The following is a 15744-nucleotide window of genomic DNA, read 5'->3' on the forward strand; positions in this document are numbered from 1 at the left end:
GAGGCGGTGACCGTGTTCGGCGGACTTGACGAGTTCTTCGCGCCGTCGCGCAGGCACATCGAAGAGGAGCGCCGCAGGGAGGCTCTGACCAGGGAGGATCCGGGAGACGCCGACCCGGCCCGTGGTCCGGTGGACCTGTCGTCGGGCCGGGTGACGATACGGCTCCCCGGGGCCCGGCCCGAGGCCCCCGGCTCAGAGGGGCGCGTCGAGGAGGTGGAGGCGGTGGGCCAGGGCGGCGGCCTCGCCCCGGCCGGCGACGCCGAGCTTGGCGAGGATGTTGGAGACGTGGACGCTGGCGGTCTTCGGTGAGATGAACAGCTCCTCGGCGATCTGGCGGTTGGTGCGGCCGGCCGCGACCAGGCGCAGTACGTCCTGCTCCCGGGGCGTCAGGCCGAAGCCGTCCTCTCCGGGCTGCTCGGCCGGTGCCGCAGCCTGCTTCTCGGGGGCGAGGGAGAGGCGGGCGCGGGCGGCGAGGAGTTCCACGTCCTCGCGGAGCGGGCGGGCGCCGAGGGCGACGGCGGTGGCGTGGGCCGCGCGGAGCAGGGCCAGGGCCTCCTCGCGGCGGCCGCCCTCGACGAGCAGGGCGTCGGCGAGCCGGTGCCGGGCACGGGCCAGCTGGTACGGGCGGTCCAGCGGCTCGTACGCGGCGACGACCTCGGCCCAGCGGGCGGCGGTCTCACGGCCCTCGGCGCGGGCGAGCTCCTCGGACACCTGCCGGGAGTAGGCCTCCCAGACCGGGGCCGGGATGGCGAGGCCGCGGACGCAGCGCCGGACGAGGGCGAGGGCCCCGGCGCGGCCCTCGTCGGCGGCGGGCAGCCCCCGGCTGTCGGCCTCGGCGGTGACGGCGGTGAGGACGAGCGGCCAGCCGTAGCGGTGGGTGCCGGGCGGGAAGCCGGTCTCCGCGACGGCGGCGAGCTGTTCCCGTACGTCCGCGAGGCGTCCCTCGGCGGCCGCGACGGCGATCTCCGCCTGGGCGGTGGGCAGGGTGTACTGGGGGATGGGGTCGCGGGCGCCGTAGCGGGAGCGGGCCTCGACGAGGTGCTCGGCGGCCCTGGCCGGCTCGCCGCGGAAGGTGGCGAGGTGGGCGAGCTGGAGCAGGGCCGTGCCGCCCGGCTTGGTGCTGCTCGCCCCGGAACGGAGCAGCAGCTCGGCCTCCTCCTTGCTCCGGCCCCAGTCGCCGAGCGAGAGGAGCGACTCGGCGAGGTTGGCGCGGATCCAGCCGGCGCTGTCGACGAGCCCGCGGGAACGGGCCAGTTCGATGCCGGCCACGGCGATCTCCACGGCCTCGGCGGAGCGGCCGAGCGCCTCCATGGCGGAGGAGAGGTTCACATGGGCGCGGGCGGCCTCGTGGAACTGGCCGAGGGCGGTGGTCCGTTCGCGCGCCTCGTGCATCGTGGCGAGCCCGCCCTCGATGTCCCCGGCGGACACCATGATGGTGCCGAGGGTGATGCGGGCGTTGAGCTCGATCGGTTCGGCCTTGACGAACCGGGCGTACTCGACGGCGCGTTCGGCGGCGGCGAGCGCCTCGGGGCCGGGGTTGCGGAGCATGCCCCAGCCGGCCGCGCCGACGAGGACGGTGGCGTGCACGGCGGACGGCGGGAGGCCCTTGACGAGTTCCTGGGCGCGGGCGATCTCCGGCCAGCCGTCGCCCTTGCCGAGGTTGGACTGGAGCCGGGCCATCTCCGTCCAGAACCAGGCGGCGCGCAGCGGGTCGTTCTCGTCGCCGTCGAGGATCCGGAGCGCCATCTTGCAGATCTTCGCGGCGCGTTCCCGCTCGCCGCTGAGCCGGGCGGCGACGGCGGCCTCGGCGAGCAGGTCCAGGTAGCGCAGGGAGGTGGTCTCGGGGTCGCAGCCGCAGGCGGGGTAGGCGTCGGCGTAGTCGATGGGGCGCAGGGAGTCGCGCGTCTCGGCGGGCACCTTGTCCCAGAGTTCCATGGCGCGTTCGAGGAGGCTGAGCTGCTCGGCGTAGGCGTGGCGCTTGCGGGTCTCGACGGAGGCCCGGAGGACGGTGGGGAGGGCCTTCTCCGGGTCGTGCGCGTGGTACCAGTACGTGGCGAGCCGGGTGGTCCGCTCGTGGGGGCGGACGAGGCCGGGGTCGGCCTCCAGGGCCTCGGCGTAGCGGCGGTTGAGGCGGGAGCGCTCGCCGGGCAGCAGGTCGTCGCTGACGGCCTCGCGGACGAGGGAGTGGCGGAAGCGGTAGCCGTCGCCGTCGGGGACGGCGAGCAGGATGTTGGCGCCGACGGCGGCCCGCAGTGCCTCGATGAGTTCGTCCTCGGAGAGCCGGGCCACGGCGGCGAGGAGCCCGTACTCGACGGTGGAGCCGCCCTCGGCGACGATCCTGGCGACCCGCTGGGCGCCCTCGGGGAGCGCCTCGACCCGGACCAGGAGGAGGTCGCGCAGGGAGTCGCTGAGCTGGCCGACGGCGCAGCCGGCCTCGTGGGAGACGACGAGCTCCTCGACGAAGAAGGCGTTGCCGTCGGAGCGTGCGAAGACCTCCTCGACGAGTGCGGGGTCGGGTTCGGCGGCGAGGATGCCGGTGAGCTGGCGGTGCACCTCGGTGCGGGTGAAGCGGGAGAGTTCGATGCGGCGGATGGTGCGGAGCCGGTCGAGTTCGGCGAGGAGGGGGCGCAGCGGGTGGCGGCGGTGGATGTCGTCGGCGCGGTAGCTGGCGACGACCACGATCCGGCCGCGGCGCAGGGTGCGCAGGAGGTAGGTGAGCAGGTGCCGGGTGGAGGCGTCGGCCCAGTGCAGGTCCTCCAGGACGAGCACGACCGTACGGTCGGCGGCGAGCCGTTCCAGGAGCCGTACGGTCAGTTCGAAGAGGCGGGCGGTGGAGTCCTCGTCGGAGGGCTCGTGGCTGCCGGGGTCGCCCAGTTCGGGCAGCAGACGGGCGAGTTCGCCCTCGTGGCCGTCGGCGGCGGCGGTCAGTTCCTCGGGGAGGCGGCGGCGGAGCGCGCGCAGGGCGGCGGCGAAGGGTGCGAACGGCAGGCCGTCGGCGCCGAGTTCGACGCAGCCGCCGAGCGCCACGACCGCGCCCCGGTCGCAGGCCGTGTCGAGGAACTCCTCGATGAGCCGGGTCTTGCCGACGCCCGCCTCGCCGCCGATGAGCAGGGCCTGGGGCTCTCCCGCGGTCGCGCGGGAGAGCGCCTCGGTGAGGGCGGTGAGTTCGCCGGCGCGGCCGACGAAGACGGGGCTGACTGACCTGGTCTCCACGGCGCCGAGCATCGCACAGACTTCCGTGCCGTCGCTCATAAGGGGGTCACGCGGCCCGGACGAAGCGACCGCGGCCCCCGTCCGCCACCTGCCCCTCCGTGTCCTGGTCCGCGTGGCGGCGGCCGAAGAGGTGCAGGCCCTTGCGGGTCTCCGCGGCCTCCTGGGCGAGGCGGTGGGCGGCGGCCTCGGCGATGAGCTCGGCGTGGTGCATGGTGTGGAGTTCGTACTCGAACATCGGGTGCTCCCTGGGTCTCTCGGTTTCGGTATCGCTCTCTGCGATGCCTCTACTTTCGTTTCCGAGGGGGTGCCGTCACATCGGGCGAGTGCCGCATGTTCGGGGTACGGGGGTCCTTAGGCGGGTCCTGGGGATGCCTTAGGCAGGGCCCCGGGGGTCTCAGGAGCCGGCGGTCGGGAGGCCGAGGAACAGGTCGAAGTAGGTACCGACCGACAGGAGCAGTCCGAGGCCGCCCAGGACGGCGCCGGCGAGGGCGACCGCGCGGACCCACGCGGGGCGCCGGGGCAGGGTGAGCACGAGGACGGCGACGATCACGGCCAGGAGGGCGAAGACGCCGTTCACCAGGGCGGTGCTGTGCCAGGCGTCGCCGTAGATCTCGCTGATCTGCTGGGCGGGGGTGCCGCTGCCGGAGGTCTTGATCTGCCCGATGAGCGTCTCGCGCTCGGCGACGACCTTGCCGGTCCAGGTGCCGGTGAGGGCCACGGCGGAGAGGGCGGCGGAGACGACGGCCGCGGCGCCGGCACCGATGCCGGTGGCCTCCGGGGCGGCCGCGTCCTCGTCGAGCCCGTCGGGCCCGTCCTCGTCCTGCTCGTCGTCGGTCTCGTCGAGCAGGTCGGCGTCGCCGTTCGCGGGGCCGTTCGCGGAGTCCTTCGCGGGGCTGTCGGCGGCGGTCCCGTGCTCCGCCGCCGCGTCGTCCTTCTCGGTCCCGGTCCCGGTCCCGGTGTCGGGCTCGGTCTTCTCGGTCGTCTTGGTGTCCATGCGGCGCACGCTAGGACGCCCACATGAGAGGGGGCTTAAGACGCCTTCGCCGCGCGCCACTCCGGAGCGAGGACGGCCCAGATCTCGGTGTCGGCGCGGTTGCCGCGGTACAGGTAGTTCTCGCGCACGACGCCCTCCTTCGTCATGCCGAGGCGGCGGGCGACGGCGATGCTGGGCTCGTTCTTCGTGGAGGCGTACCACTCGACGCGGTGGATGCCGCGCTCCTCGATCGCCCAGTCGATGATGACCCGGCAGGCCCGGGTGATCAGGCCCTTCCCGGCGGCGGAGGGCTCCAGCCAGCAGCCCGCCTCGGCGGTCCCGTTCGCGGCGTCGAACGTCCGGAAGAGGACGCCGCCGACGAGGGTGCCGTCGGTCCAGATGCCGTAGATGCGGCCGCTGTCGCTCGCGGCCTTCTCGGCGTACGAGGTGAGGTAGGCGCGGGCGGAGTCGAGGTCCGCGACGACGTCGGGGAGGCCGATGTGCTGCCCGACGAACTCCCGGCCCCGGTCCATGTGGGTGAGGAACTCCTGGGCCTGCCAGGGCTCCAGGGGCCTGAGCTCGGCGCCGTCGTCACCCAGCGATATCGCGAACATCCTCGTTCTCCTCCGCGGTCGGGACCGTCACACGCTGTACGGGGATCTTCGCACGGGCGTCGGCGGCCACGCGGCACTCGGGGGGTTCGATGCTGATGCGGGGCAGGAGCCGGTCGAGCCACTTCGGCAGCCACCAGTTCGCGCCGCCCAGCAGGTGCATGAGGGCGGGGACGAGGAGGGTGCGCAGGACGAAGGCGTCGAGGGCCACGGCGGCGGCGAGGGCGATGCCGAACATCGCGATGACCCGGTCGCCGCTGAGGACGAAGGCCAGGAAGACGGAGATCATGATGACCGCGGCGGAGTTGATCACGCGGCTGGTCTCGGCGAGCCCGACCCGGACCGCCCGCCGGTTGTCGCCGGTCTCCAGCCACTCCTCGTACATCCGGCTGACCAGGAAGACCTGGTAGTCCATGGAGAGTCCGAAGAGGACCGAGACCATGATCACGGGGAGGAAGGGTTCGATCGGTCCGGCGCTGCCGAGGCCGAGGAGCTCGCTCCCCCAGCCCCACTGGAAGATCGCGACGACGATGCCGAAGGCGCCGGCGACGGCGGCGACGTTCATGGCGGCGGCCTTGAGCGGGATGCCGATCGACCGGAAGGCGAGCAGGAGCAGCAGACAGCCGAGGGCGATGACGACGCCGACGAAGAGCGGCAGCTTGCCGACGATGATCTCGGCGAAGTCGTCGTACGAGGCGGTGACGCCGCCCACGTGGACGTCGAGGGAGGTGCCGGTCCCGGCCTTCGGCAGGACGTCCTGGCGGAGCCGGTCGACGAGCTCGCTGGTCGCCTTGGACTGCGGCGAGGAGTCGGGGACGACGGTGAGGAAGGCGGTGTCGCCCGAGCCGTTGTACGTGACCGGGGAGACGGACGCGACGCCCTTGGTGGCGCCGAGCGCGGCCGGCAGCTGGTCGAGGGCGACCCGGTCGTCGGCGCCGTCGAGGCCGGCGACGAGGGTGAGGGGGCCGTTGACGCCGGGCCCGAAGCCGTCGGCGAGCAGGTCGTAGGCCTGGCGGGTGGTCGCGGTGGCCGGGCCGTTGCCCTGGTCGGAGGTGCCGAGGTGGAGCGAGAGGGTCGGCAGTGCCAGGACGCCCATGACGAGGACGGCGAGCCCGCCGAGGAGCTTGGGGTGCCGCTCGACGAAGGCGGACCAGCGGGCGGCGAAGCCGGTGGGCAGCTCGGGCTGCGGTCCGCGCTCGGCGAGCGTCCGGCGTTCGCGCCGGGACAGGGCCCGCATGCCGATGAACGAGAGGAGCGCGGGCAGCAGGGTGACGGAGGCGGCGACCGTGAGGAGCACGGTGAGGGAGGCGGCGATGGCGACGCCGTTGAGGAAGCCGAGCTGCAGGATCAGCATGCCGAGGAGCGCGATGCAGACGGTGGCGCCGGCGAAGACGACGGCGCGGCCGGTGGTGGCGACGGCGGTCTCGGCGGCCTCGGCGACGGAGAGGCCGCGTTTGAGGCCTCTGCGGTGCCGGGTGACGATGAAGAGCGCGTAGTCGATGCCGACGCCGAGGCCGACGAGCATGCCCAGCATGGGGGCGAAGTCGGCGACGGTCATCAGATGGCCGAGGAGCACGATCCCGGAGTACGCGGTGCCGACGCTGACGAGCGCGGTCGCTATGGGGAGCACGGAGGCGGCGAGCGAGCCGAAGGCGAGGAAGAGGACGACGGCCGCGACGGCGACCCCGACGATCTCGGCGATGTGCCCGCCGGAGGCCTCGGTGAGGGCGACGGCGCTGCCTCCCAGCTCCACCCGGAGGTCGTCGGTGGCGGCGGCTTTCGCGGTGTCGACGAGTGCCTCGGCCTGGGCCTGGGGGATGTCGTCGGCCTGCGCGTCGAAGGTGACGGTGGCGTAGGCGGTGCGCCCGTCCTCGCTGACCTGGCCCGGGGTGTCGTACGGGGAGGTGACGGCGGCGATGCCGGGGAGGTCGGCGACCTTGTCGAGCACCGCCGTCATGCGCTCCTCGACGGCGTCGGCGCGGACGCTGCCCCGGTCGCTGTGCCAGACGATGGTGTCGCTGTCGCCGCCGAGGCCGTGGAAGCCGCGGTCGAGGAGGGCGGTGGCCCGGCCGGACTCGGTACCGGGGACCTCGTAGTCGTTGGAGTACGCGCTGCCGGCGAGCGTCGCACCGGCGGCGGTGCCGCCGAGGGCGAGGAGCCAGAGGAGAACGACGACGAGACGGTGCCGGAGGCACCACCGTGCGATTGCGGCCAAAGGACGTGCTCCTGACTGGATCTGTACTCGCGCCCCACTGTCGCAGCCAAACGTGATCGTTTGCCCGTTTCGTGGCGATCCTCACAGGGTGTGCCGGAGACCGGGGACCAAGGGCCTGCCGGGCAGGTCCCGGGGCCCCGGCCTCGGGGGACTTCCAGCCGGAGACGCTCGGGCGGCCGTTCTCGATGTGGCCCATGAGCCGGCGGCGGAAGCCGTCGGGTGCGGTCACCTCGCCGTCGTACCAGCCGTGCGCGTCGGCGGCGGAGTGGACGACGGTACGGGTCTTCCCGGGCTCGACGGTGACGGTGCGGGTGAGTCGCGTCAGGTCCCGGTCGGGGTGACGCAGTGGCCGGGGCCGCTCGGAAGGACCCGCTTCTCCTCGTACAGGTCGGCCTGCGTGACCCGCGGTCCCCGCGCCGCCCGGCCCGCCTCCCACCGGCCCTCGGCGGAGAGCGGGTGGAGGTAGCCGTCCTTCGGGGCCGCGCAGTCGTCGGCGACCTCGCTCGCATAGGCGCCCAGGACGAGCTTCCCGCCCTTCGACGTGACCGTGAACTGACGCCGCACGGCGATCCGCGACACCTCGGGGACGTCGGGGAGCACCTCATGGCCCTCGGTCCACACCAGCGGATAGACGAAGGAGTAGTCGACGTGCACCGTCATCTCCCCCGCCGCCGAGACCTCGTACGTCATCGTGCCCCGCGTCCGGACGCCGCTCTCGTCCAGCTGCGCCTCCCGGGGGTCGAAGCGGGTGACCAGGTCCTTCCGTACGGCCTCGTCGGCCCCGCGCGGGTCGAGCAGGGCGAGCGCCGCGGTGGGCTCGGCGCCGGCCAGGGTGTCCTCCGCGACGTTGGTCCCGACGAGCAGGGTCTTCACGTCCTCGAGGACGGCGGTCATCTCCTTCGCGCCGAGCCCGCCGGACGCGACCGGCACGGGGACGTGGACACCGTCGGCACCGTCCGCCCAGCCGGACGCCGGCGAGTTCCGGAACGGCATGTCGCTCGTGTACGGCCACTCGAGGGGCCAGGTCTCCTCGTGGAGGACCCGGGCGCCGAACGGCTCGTACGGCGGCCGCTCCCCCGTCACGTCGCCCAGCCAGTAGCCGAACCCGCCGAGCAGCAGCACACCGGCGCCGGCCGAGAGCGCGATCCTGCGGCGCCCCACCGCCCGGTCCCGCCGCAGCGCCTCCTCGCGTCCGGGATCGCCCGCCTGCGCGCGCAGCCGGGCGACGTAGTCCGTGGGTTCCACCGGGGTTCTCCGTTCCCTCCCCTGCTCCGCCGGGGGGCGACGGAGCGGAGCGGAGCCTCTCACATACGGCGCGGGCCGTCATCGCCGGTTTCCCTTGTTTGCCGGGTGTGGTTCGCGAGCATCCTGAGCGCGACGCACGGCCACGGCGCGGTATGAGGGGATGTCGTATGGCCAGACGCAAGGTCATCAGGGTCGAGGTCACCAAGCGGGTGCTGTGGATCGGGGCCGAGGCGTACCCCCTGCAGAACATCGCCCGGGCGACGACCGTCAGGTTCAGGCCCCAGCGGGCACGGGCCGTGGGGCGCTTCGTGAAGTCCCTGCTGGTCACGGCGGTGCTGGTGGTCGCCGCGCTCGCCGTCGCCCAGTCCGGCGAGGTGTCGGGCAGCGACCGGGAGCTGATCACACAGGGGGCGGAGATCACCGCGGCCGTCCTCGTGGCGGGCTTCCTCCTCCAGCTGATCGTCGCCCTGTTCGAGAAGACGTACTACGCGCTGGTCATCGAGACCTCCGGAAACCCGCTCACGCTGCTGGCCAGCGTGGACCGCGACGAGGTGCACCAGCTCGTGCGCGAGATCATGCGGGCCATCGACGATCCCGGCTTCACCGGCTTCACCAAGCAGATGATCACCTACAACATCGGCAAGATGCGGGACTTCTACAACGCGTCCGGTCCGGGCAGCGTGGGGAGGATGGGCAGTGACCGGTAACGGTGAATTCCACATCAGCAACATGCGGGACTTCTACAACGCGTCCGGAGACGGGGCCGTCGGTCGCATCGAGAACAACCAGCAGGCCGCGCAGGACCCGCAGGCCGTCCACGAGGCCGTGATCCGCGCGATCGAGACGCTCCGGACCCAGGTGTCCGCCGAGGACCGGGAGGTCCTCGACGCGTCCCTGGAGACCATCCGCCAGGGCGACGGGGCCCCGCCCGGCGCCTTCCGCAGGGCCCTCGGCACCGTCTCCGGCGTCGCCGCGCTCGTCGGCGACGTCGGCGTCCCGGTGGCGGAGGCGGTCCGCCGGGTCCTCGCGCTGCTTGCCGGTTAGAACGACTCCCCGCAAGGCTCGCGGACGGGCGAGGCGGCCCCGTCTTCGCCGTCTCTCCCGCCGCCCGGGACTCCTTCGTCGGCACGACGGCCTCCTAGACGGGGACGCGCGGGTTTCCGCCCTCCAGAAGGGCGAGGCCCAGTTCGGTGACCGTGTGGAGAGTGGCGTTGCGGTGGCGCTGACTGGAGACCAGTGCCGCCTCACGCAGGGCCGTGATGTGCCGGCTGGCATTGGGGGCGGTGGTGCCGGCGAGGCGGGCCAGCTCACCCGTGTTGGCCACGCCGTCGGCCAGCGCGGACAGCAGGGTGGCCCTCGTCGGACCGATCAGGGCCGCGAGCGCCCGTCCCTCCGCCGGACGCACGCCCGGGGTCGCCCAGCGGACGTCGTGCTCGATCGGGTAGACGAGCACCGGGGGCAGCGCCGGGTCGGCGAGCGACGTCGGCCTGCAGCGACCGAAGTGCGACGGTTGAAGCACCAGACCACGTCCGCCGAGGTGGATGTCGAAGTCGGCCCCGCACTCCACCCGGAGTACCGGGTACTCCCAGCGCACCGACGGGTGCAGCGTGCTGAGGACCGCGTCCCAGCCTCCTTCGACGAGCGTGACCGAGCGGCGCGCCCGGTCGCGGCTCACCTGGGCGCGCATGCGCTCCCAGAACGGACCGAGCACCGCGTCGGCGTACGCGTACGCCGCGTCGGCCAGCCGGCCGACCATCGCGGACTCCCCCTCCGCCAGCTCCCGGGACCAGGCCGGAAGCCGCCGCGCCGGGTTCTGCCGAGCGAACTCCCTCAGATCCTGCGCGAATCGCTGCCTGGGCGTGGACCGCAACGCCTCCACCTGGGCCGCGAGACCTCCACCGACCGTGGGCGTCAGAAAGTCCACCGAGTAGGCGGCGGGCTCCACGAGCGCCGTCAACAGCCTTGCGCTCTGGGGCACTCGGGGCAGCGACTCCCTCACCCATGGGCCGAAGAGCACACCCGCGTCCCTTCCGCGCAGCAGCTTCAGGCTGTGCAGCATCTCCCACAGCGGGTCCGGATCGGCCGCGATCCGGACCCGTGCGAGATCTTCCCCCGTGAAGTGAATGCGCAGCACCTCAACCCCTCCCACCAGGACAATTGCGCTCCAGCGCACACAAGTTCACAGTGCTCCCCCACACCCGCAGACTCAGACCGTCCGGTGCTGACCAGCACACCTCACCAACAGGACGGTGGATCGTAAAATGCCCGAGACCCTGTCGAGAAGGGGTTCCGGCAGGCGTGCCGCTCCACAGGGGCTCGTACGCGCACTGGCCGTCGGGTTGGTCGTCGCCGCAGCCGCCGGGTGTTCCGGTACCGGTACGGGCGAGACGTCGGCGCCCGCCACCGCAGCGAAGGCGGCGACGGTCATGGACCCCGCCGAGCTGACCGCGCTGCACCGGCTGCCGCCTGTCACCGGCCTGCTCTTCACCTCGCACTCGCGTGCCGCCGAGGCGGAGCAGAAGATCGCCATCGCCTGCATGGCCGAACGGGGCTATCGATACGCCCCGGTCCCGCCGCCCAGGACCGCGGGCGCCGACGAGCGCCCGCAGCCCTTCGGCCTCGAGTCCACGGCTCCGCCCCGCACGGCGGCCCCCACGCCCTCCCCCGAGGCGCCGCCCGCGCCCGGCAGCCCGGAGAGCACCGACGCGTATGCGCGGGCGCTCTTCGGCGACGAGGCCAAGCGGGTCACCGCCAGGGGCGCGCGGTTGAGCGTCTCCCGGCCGGGCGAGGGCTGCCTCGCCGAGGCGGAGACGCGTCTGCTGGGCGACGGCCGGATGCGCTGGCTCCAGGTGCGGATCCTGCTCTTCGAGGCACAGGAGGACGCCCGCGCGGACGTGGAGAAGGACGCCACGTTCCGTGCGGCGACCGCGCGCTGGCGGGAGTGCATGGACCGGGCCAAGGTCAAGGCCGAGGATCCCGTACGGGTGCAGCGGTCGCTGGTAACGGAGGCGGAGCGGCGGAGCAGCCCGGTCGCCGCGGCGGACCTGCGCTGCAAGGCGGAGACGGGATACCTGGCCACCGCGTACGAGCGGCTCGCCGCCGCCCAGCAGCGCCGGCTGGACGAGCACCCCGACATCGGCCGGGACTGGAAGAAGCTCTCCGCCCGCCAGGAGAAGGCGGCCGGCGAGGTGCTGGGCGGCTGATCCCGCCCCGGGCCACCACCACAGTCTTCCGCTCCTGAGCCCAGGAGCGGATGTTCCCACACGAAAGCGAGATTGACATGTCCACGCTTCAGATGAAGTCCGGACTCCGCCGGAAGTTCGCCGCCGTGGCCGGGGCGACCGCACTCCTGGTGGGCGGCGGCATCGCGACCGCGTCCACCGCGTCGGCCGGCCCCAGCTGCCCCTCGGGCTACCACTGTCTCTTCGAGGGCAGCATCGGATCCTCGGTGCACAACTACTTCAACAGCGACAGCGACTTCAGGGACGACGCCTTCACCAGCGGGCACGTCGTGAACGACAACTCGTGGTCGGCCAGCAACTCCAGCACCGGCGGCTACGAGAGCCACTACTACTACGACCCCGGCTACCAGAACCTCGACTTCTGCGTGAACCCGGGCAGTTACGTGACCCACGACCGGCTGTCGGACGACTACGTGGACGGCAACGGCGTCGGCCAGCGGGACGAGGCCAGCTCCCTGCTGCTGCGGCCGACGACCTCGGTCTCCTGCTTCTGATCCGCACACACACCTGCGCAAAAGGCGGCCCCGCACCGGAACTCCGGTGCGGGGCCGCCCCCTTGAGCCGTACGAGAACCCCGTACGAGAACTCCGTACGAGACCGGGATCAGCCCTCGCTGACGCCCAGCTTCTCCAGGATCAGGTCCTTGACCTTCGCCGCGTCCGCCTGGCCACGGGTGGCCTTCATGACCGCACCGACCAGGGCGCCGACCGCCGCGACCTTGCCGCCGCGGATCTTGTCGGCGATGGCCGCGTTGCCCGCGATGGCCTCGTCGACCGCCGTGCCGAGCGCGCCGTCGTCGGAGACGACCTTCAGACCGCGCTTCTCGACGACCTCGTCCGGGGTGCCCTCGCCGGCGAGAACGCCCTCGATGACCTGACGGGCCAGCTTGTCGTTGAGGTCGCCGCCCGCGACCAGGGCCGAGACCCGGGCCACGTCCGCCGGCGTGATGGGCAGCTCCTCCAGGGAGACGCCCTTCTCGTTGGCGTTGCGGGCCAGCTCGCCCATCCACCACTTGCGGGCCGATGCGGCGTCCGCGCCCGCCTCGGTGGTCGCGACGATCGCGTCGACCGCGCCGGCGTTGAGGATGGACTGCATCTCCAGCTCGGAGACGCCCCACTCCTCACGGAGCCGGTTGCGGCGCACCCGCGGCAGCTCGGGCAGAGCGGCACGCAGCTCCTCGACCCACTCGCGGGCCGGGGCGACGGGGACGAGGTCGGGCTCCGGGAAGTACCGGTAGTCCTCGGCGTTGTCCTTGATGCGGCCGGAGGTGGTGGTGCCGTCGTCCTCGTGGAAGTGACGGGTCTCCTGCACGATCGTGCCGCCGGCCTCCAGGACCGCCGCGTGCCGCTGGATCTCGAAGCGCGCCGCGCGCTCCACCGAGCGGAGCGAGTTGACGTTCTTCGTCTCCGAGCGGGTGCCGAAGGCCTTGGTGCCGTTGCGCCGCAGCGACAGGTTCACGTCGCAGCGCATCTGGCCCTTGTCCATGCGCGCCTCGGAGACGCCCAGGGCACGGATCAGCTCGCGCAGCTCGGCGACGTACGCCTTGGCGACCTCGGGGGCCCGCTCGCCCGCGCCCTCGATCGGCTTGGTGACGATCTCGATGAGCGGGATGCCGGCCCGGTTGTAGTCGAGCAGCGAGTGCGAGGCGCCGTGGATGCGGCCGGTCGCGCCACCGATGTGGGTGGACTTGCCGGTGTCCTCCTCCATGTGGGCGCGCTCGATCTCCACGCGGAAGACCTCGCCGTCCTCCAGCTGGACGTCCAGGTAGCCGTTGAAGGCGATCGGCTCGTCGTACTGGGAGGTCTGGAAGTTCTTCGGCATGTCCGGATAGAAGTAGTTCTTCCGGGCGAAGCGGCACCACTCGGCGATCTCGCAGTTCAGCGCGAGACCGATCTTGATCGCGGACTCGACGCCGATCGCGTTGACCACCGGCAGCGAGCCGGGCAGGCCGAGGCAGGTCGGGCAGGTCTGCGAGTTGGGCTCCGCGCCCAGCTCGGTCGAGCAGCCGCAGAACATCTTCGTCCTGGTGCCGAGCTCGACATGGACCTCGAGGCCCATGACGGGGTCGTACTCGGCGAGCGCCGCTTCGTACGACAGCAGTTCAGTGACAGTCACGGTGGAACTTCCCTCTCAGCCCAGCAGGACGTCGTCGTCGCCGAGCCGCTTCAGCTCGCGGTACAGGATGGCGAGGCCGGTGACGATGGCGGCGGCGGACACGACGGCATCGATCAGCTGAAGCGTGTCCTGCTCCGTGCGGGCCTTCTTGACCTGCTTGATCACACTGATGGCGCCGAAGGCCGTGGTGCCCATCGACAGGTAGGTGCCGGTCTTGGACTTCTTGAAGCCCTTGGCCTTCTGCAGTGCACTGGAACTCACAGCGACGGAGCCTCCTCGAGCAGCGGGTGACCCCACTTTTCCACGAAGGCGGCCTCGACGGCGGCTCCGACCTTGTACAGCCGGTCGTCCTTCATGGCGGGGGCGATGATCTGCAGACCGACCGGGAGACCGTCCTCGGGCGCCAGGCCGCAGGGCAGCGACATGGCGGCGTTGCCGGCCAGGTTGGTCGGGATGGTGCACAGGTCCGCGAGGTACATCGCCATCGGGTCGTCGGCGCGCTCGCCGATCGCGAAGGCGGTGGTGGGCGTCGTCGGGGAGACGATGACGTCCACCTCCTCGAAGGCCTTCTCGAACTCACGGGTGATGAGGGTGCGGACCTTCTGCGCCGAGCCGTAGTACGCGTCGTAGTAGCCGGAGCTGAGCGCGTACGTACCGAGGATGATGCGGCGCTTGACCTCGTCGCCGAAGCCGGCCTCGCGGGTGAGGGCGGTGACGTCCTCGGCGGACCGCGTGCCGTCGTCGCCGACCCGCAGGCCGTAGCGCATGGCGTCGAAGCGGGCCAGGTTGGAGGAGCACTCCGACGGCGCGATCAGGTAGTACGCGGAGAGGGCCAGGTCGAAGGTCGGGCAGTCCAGCTCGACGATCTCGGCGCCCAGCGACTTGAGCAGCTCGACGGACTCGTCGAAGCGCTGCACGACACCGGCCTGGTAGCCCTCGCCGCGGAACTGCTTGACGACACCGACGCGCATGCCGGCCACGGAGCCGTTGCGGGCGGCCTCGACGACCGGCGGGACCGGCGCGTCGATGGACGTCGAGTCGAGCGGGTCGTGCCCGGCGATCGCCTCGTGGAGGAGGGCCGCGTCCAGGACCGTACGGGCGCAGGGGCCGCCCTGGTCGAGGGAGGAGGAGAAGGCCACCATGCCGAAGCGGGAGACACCGCCGTAGGTCGGCTTGACGCCGACGGTGCCGGTGACGGCCGCGGGCTGGCGGATGGAGCCGCCGGTGTCCGTGCCGATGGCGAGCGGGGCCTCGTACGCGGCGAGGGCGGCCGAGGAGCCGCCGCCGGAGCCGCCGGGGATCCGGGTCAGGTCCCAGGGGTTGCCGGTCGGGCCGTAGGCGCTGTTCTCCGTGGAGGAGCCCATCGCGAACTCGTCCATGTTGGTCTTGCCGAGGATGACGACGTCGGCGGCCTTCAGGTTCTTGACCAGGGTCGCGTCGTACGGCGGGATCCAGCCCTCGAGGATCTTCGAGCCCACGGTGGTCGGCATGCCGACGGTGGTGAAGATGTCCTTGAGCGCGAGCGGCACACCGGCGAGCGGGCCGAGCTTCTCGCCCCGGGCACGCTTCTCGTCCACGGCACGGGCCTGGGCCAGGGCGCCCTCGCGGTCGACGTGCAGGAAGGCGTGGACCTTCTCGTCGACGGCCTCGATGCGGGCGAGGTGGGCCTCGGTGACCTCGACGGCGGTCAGCTCGCCGGCGGCGATCTTCCCGGCGATCTCGGCCGCGGTGAGCTTGATGATGGTGTTGTCCGTCATGACTTCTTAGTCCTCCCCCAGGATCTGCGGCACCTTGAAACGCTGCTGCTCCTGGGCCGGGGCGCCGGAGAGCGCCTGCTCGGGGGTGAGCGACGGACGGACCTCGTCCGCGCGCATGACATTGGTCAGCGGCAGCGGGTGGGAGGTCGGCGGTACGTCTTGGTCGGCGACCTCGGAGACGCGGGCGACCGCGCCGATGATGTCGTCGAGCTGGCCGGCGAAGTGATCGAGTTCTTCGCCCTTCAGCTCCAGACGCGCCAGCCGTGCGAGGTGGGCGACCTCCTCGCGCGTGATGCCAGGCATGCGGATCCTCACGGGGTGAGCTTGATGGTGTCCGCCCATCCTATGGCGCCGGTGCCGCTGCCCGTTAAAC

The 15744-nt window shown here is 72.3% G+C and carries 16 protein-coding genes and 1 pseudogene; 5 read left to right on the forward strand and 12 right to left on the reverse strand.

Annotation, left to right across the window (positions count from 1 at the left end):
- Positions 1 to 12: 12 nt before the first annotated feature.
- Positions 13 to 309: a DUF6191 domain-containing protein gene (locus tag ABT041_RS34175; protein WP_351191937.1), complete on the forward strand. Its 297-nt coding sequence runs from the start codon at positions 13 to 15 to the stop codon at positions 307 to 309.
- Here the strand turns inward: ABT041_RS34175 and ABT041_RS34180 are convergent.
- From ABT041_RS34180 to ABT041_RS34210, 7 genes and pseudogenes are all read right to left on the reverse strand, one after another.
- Positions 193 to 3252 carry a helix-turn-helix transcriptional regulator gene (locus ABT041_RS34180; RefSeq protein ID WP_351191878.1) on the reverse strand — a complete coding sequence of 1020 codons (3060 nt, stop codon included), beginning with the start codon at positions 3250 to 3252 and terminating at the stop codon, positions 193 to 195. The genes ABT041_RS34175 and ABT041_RS34180 overlap by 117 nt on opposite strands.
- Before the next feature lie 7 nt (positions 3253 to 3259).
- Complete coding sequence (locus ABT041_RS34185; RefSeq protein WP_351191880.1) at positions 3260 to 3448, reverse strand: hypothetical protein; 189 nt, start codon at positions 3446 to 3448, stop codon at positions 3260 to 3262.
- Between the two features lie 159 nt (positions 3449 to 3607).
- A complete protein-coding gene (locus tag ABT041_RS34190; protein ID WP_351191882.1) occupies positions 3608 to 4207 on the reverse strand; it encodes a hypothetical protein in 600 nt (199 codons plus the stop codon).
- A 35-nt stretch (positions 4208 to 4242) separates the two neighbouring features.
- Positions 4243 to 4800 (reverse strand): GNAT family N-acetyltransferase, encoded by a 558-nt coding sequence (locus ABT041_RS34195; protein WP_351191884.1) that lies wholly within the window; start codon positions 4798 to 4800, stop codon positions 4243 to 4245.
- Positions 4778 to 7012: an MMPL family transporter gene (locus ABT041_RS34200; protein ID WP_351191886.1), complete on the reverse strand. Its 2235-nt coding sequence runs from the start codon at positions 7010 to 7012 to the stop codon at positions 4778 to 4780. The genes ABT041_RS34195 and ABT041_RS34200 overlap by 23 nt, the downstream gene beginning before the upstream one ends.
- A gap of 247 nt (positions 7013 to 7259) precedes the next feature.
- Positions 7260 to 7358, reverse strand: a pseudogene (locus ABT041_RS39135) (hypothetical protein); the annotation flags it as partial.
- Entirely contained in the window at positions 7334 to 8257 is a 924-nt protein-coding gene (locus tag ABT041_RS34210) for a hypothetical protein (protein ID WP_351191888.1), read from the reverse strand. The pseudogene ABT041_RS39135 and the gene ABT041_RS34210, both read right to left, overlap by 25 nt.
- Positions 8258 to 8424: 167 nt before the next feature.
- Here ABT041_RS34210 and ABT041_RS34215 point away from each other — a divergent pair, with 167 nt between their 5' ends.
- Positions 8425 to 8964, forward strand: coding sequence for a DUF6232 family protein (locus ABT041_RS34215; protein WP_351191890.1), 540 nt, complete (start codon positions 8425 to 8427; stop codon positions 8962 to 8964).
- The gene (locus ABT041_RS34220) at positions 8954 to 9301 is read left to right on the forward strand and encodes a hypothetical protein (protein WP_351191892.1); all 348 of its coding nucleotides are present in this window, start codon (positions 8954 to 8956) and stop codon (positions 9299 to 9301) included. Before ABT041_RS34215 ends, ABT041_RS34220 begins: the two co-directional genes overlap by 11 nt.
- Positions 9302 to 9395: 94 nt before the next feature.
- Here the strand turns inward: ABT041_RS34220 and ABT041_RS34225 are convergent, their stop codons facing one another.
- Complete coding sequence (locus tag ABT041_RS34225) at positions 9396 to 10391, reverse strand: ArsR/SmtB family transcription factor (protein ID WP_351191894.1); 996 nt, start codon at positions 10389 to 10391, stop codon at positions 9396 to 9398.
- A 127-nt stretch (positions 10392 to 10518) separates the two neighbouring features.
- Between ABT041_RS34225 and ABT041_RS34230 the strand changes: the two genes are divergently transcribed.
- Positions 10519 to 11460 carry a hypothetical protein gene (locus ABT041_RS34230; RefSeq protein ID WP_351191896.1) on the forward strand — a complete coding sequence of 314 codons (942 nt, stop codon included), beginning with the start codon at positions 10519 to 10521 and terminating at the stop codon, positions 11458 to 11460.
- 77 nt (positions 11461 to 11537) lie between these two features.
- Positions 11538 to 11993, forward strand: a complete 456-nt coding sequence (locus ABT041_RS34235; RefSeq protein WP_351191898.1) for a hypothetical protein — start codon at positions 11538 to 11540, stop codon at positions 11991 to 11993.
- 109 nt (positions 11994 to 12102) lie between these two features.
- Here the strand turns inward: ABT041_RS34235 and gatB are convergent, their stop codons facing one another.
- From gatB to gatC, 4 genes are read right to left on the reverse strand one after another with little or no spacing between them, the layout of a single operon-like run.
- The gene (gene gatB, locus ABT041_RS34240; RefSeq protein WP_351191900.1) at positions 12103 to 13614 is read right to left on the reverse strand and encodes an Asp-tRNA(Asn)/Glu-tRNA(Gln) amidotransferase subunit GatB; all 1512 of its coding nucleotides are present in this window, start codon (positions 13612 to 13614) and stop codon (positions 12103 to 12105) included.
- A 15-nt stretch (positions 13615 to 13629) separates the two neighbouring features.
- Positions 13630 to 13875: a hypothetical protein gene (locus ABT041_RS34245; RefSeq protein WP_351191901.1), complete on the reverse strand. Its 246-nt coding sequence runs from the start codon at positions 13873 to 13875 to the stop codon at positions 13630 to 13632.
- Positions 13872 to 15371: an Asp-tRNA(Asn)/Glu-tRNA(Gln) amidotransferase subunit GatA gene (gene gatA, locus ABT041_RS34250; protein ID WP_351191903.1), complete on the reverse strand. Its 1500-nt coding sequence runs from the start codon at positions 15369 to 15371 to the stop codon at positions 13872 to 13874. The genes ABT041_RS34245 and gatA overlap by 4 nt, the downstream gene beginning before the upstream one ends.
- 6 nt (positions 15372 to 15377) lie before the next feature.
- The gene (gatC, locus tag ABT041_RS34255) at positions 15378 to 15674 is read right to left on the reverse strand and encodes an Asp-tRNA(Asn)/Glu-tRNA(Gln) amidotransferase subunit GatC (protein WP_015036350.1); all 297 of its coding nucleotides are present in this window, start codon (positions 15672 to 15674) and stop codon (positions 15378 to 15380) included.
- Positions 15675 to 15744 lie beyond the last annotated feature (70 nt).

Origin of the sequence: Streptomyces sp. NPDC002825, from assembly GCF_040295385.1 — a bacterium.
Classification (GTDB): Bacteria; Actinomycetota; Actinomycetes; order Streptomycetales; family Streptomycetaceae; genus Streptomyces.

Bases quoted from the DNA above. Each gene is read 5' to 3' on its own strand.
- ABT041_RS34180 (WP_351191878.1), bottom strand. From the start codon at position 3,252: ATGAGCGACGGCACGGAAGTCTGTGCGATGCTCGGCGCCGTGGAGACC.
- ABT041_RS34185 (WP_351191880.1), bottom strand. From the start codon at position 3,448: ATGTTCGAGTACGAACTCCACACCATGCACCACGCCGAGCTCATCGCC.
- ABT041_RS34190 (WP_351191882.1), bottom strand. From the start codon at position 4,207: ATGGACACCAAGACGACCGAGAAGACCGAGCCCGACACCGGGACCGGG.
- ABT041_RS34195 (WP_351191884.1), bottom strand. From the start codon at position 4,800: ATGTTCGCGATATCGCTGGGTGACGACGGCGCCGAGCTCAGGCCCCTG.
- ABT041_RS34215 (WP_351191890.1), top strand. From the start codon at position 8,425: ATGGCCAGACGCAAGGTCATCAGGGTCGAGGTCACCAAGCGGGTGCTG.
- ABT041_RS34230 (WP_351191896.1), top strand. From the start codon at position 10,519: ATGCCCGAGACCCTGTCGAGAAGGGGTTCCGGCAGGCGTGCCGCTCCA.
- ABT041_RS34235 (WP_351191898.1), top strand. From the start codon at position 11,538: ATGTCCACGCTTCAGATGAAGTCCGGACTCCGCCGGAAGTTCGCCGCC.
- gatA (WP_351191903.1), bottom strand. From the start codon at position 15,371: ATGACGGACAACACCATCATCAAGCTCACCGCGGCCGAGATCGCCGGG.
- gatC (WP_015036350.1), bottom strand. From the start codon at position 15,674: ATGCCTGGCATCACGCGCGAGGAGGTCGCCCACCTCGCACGGCTGGCG.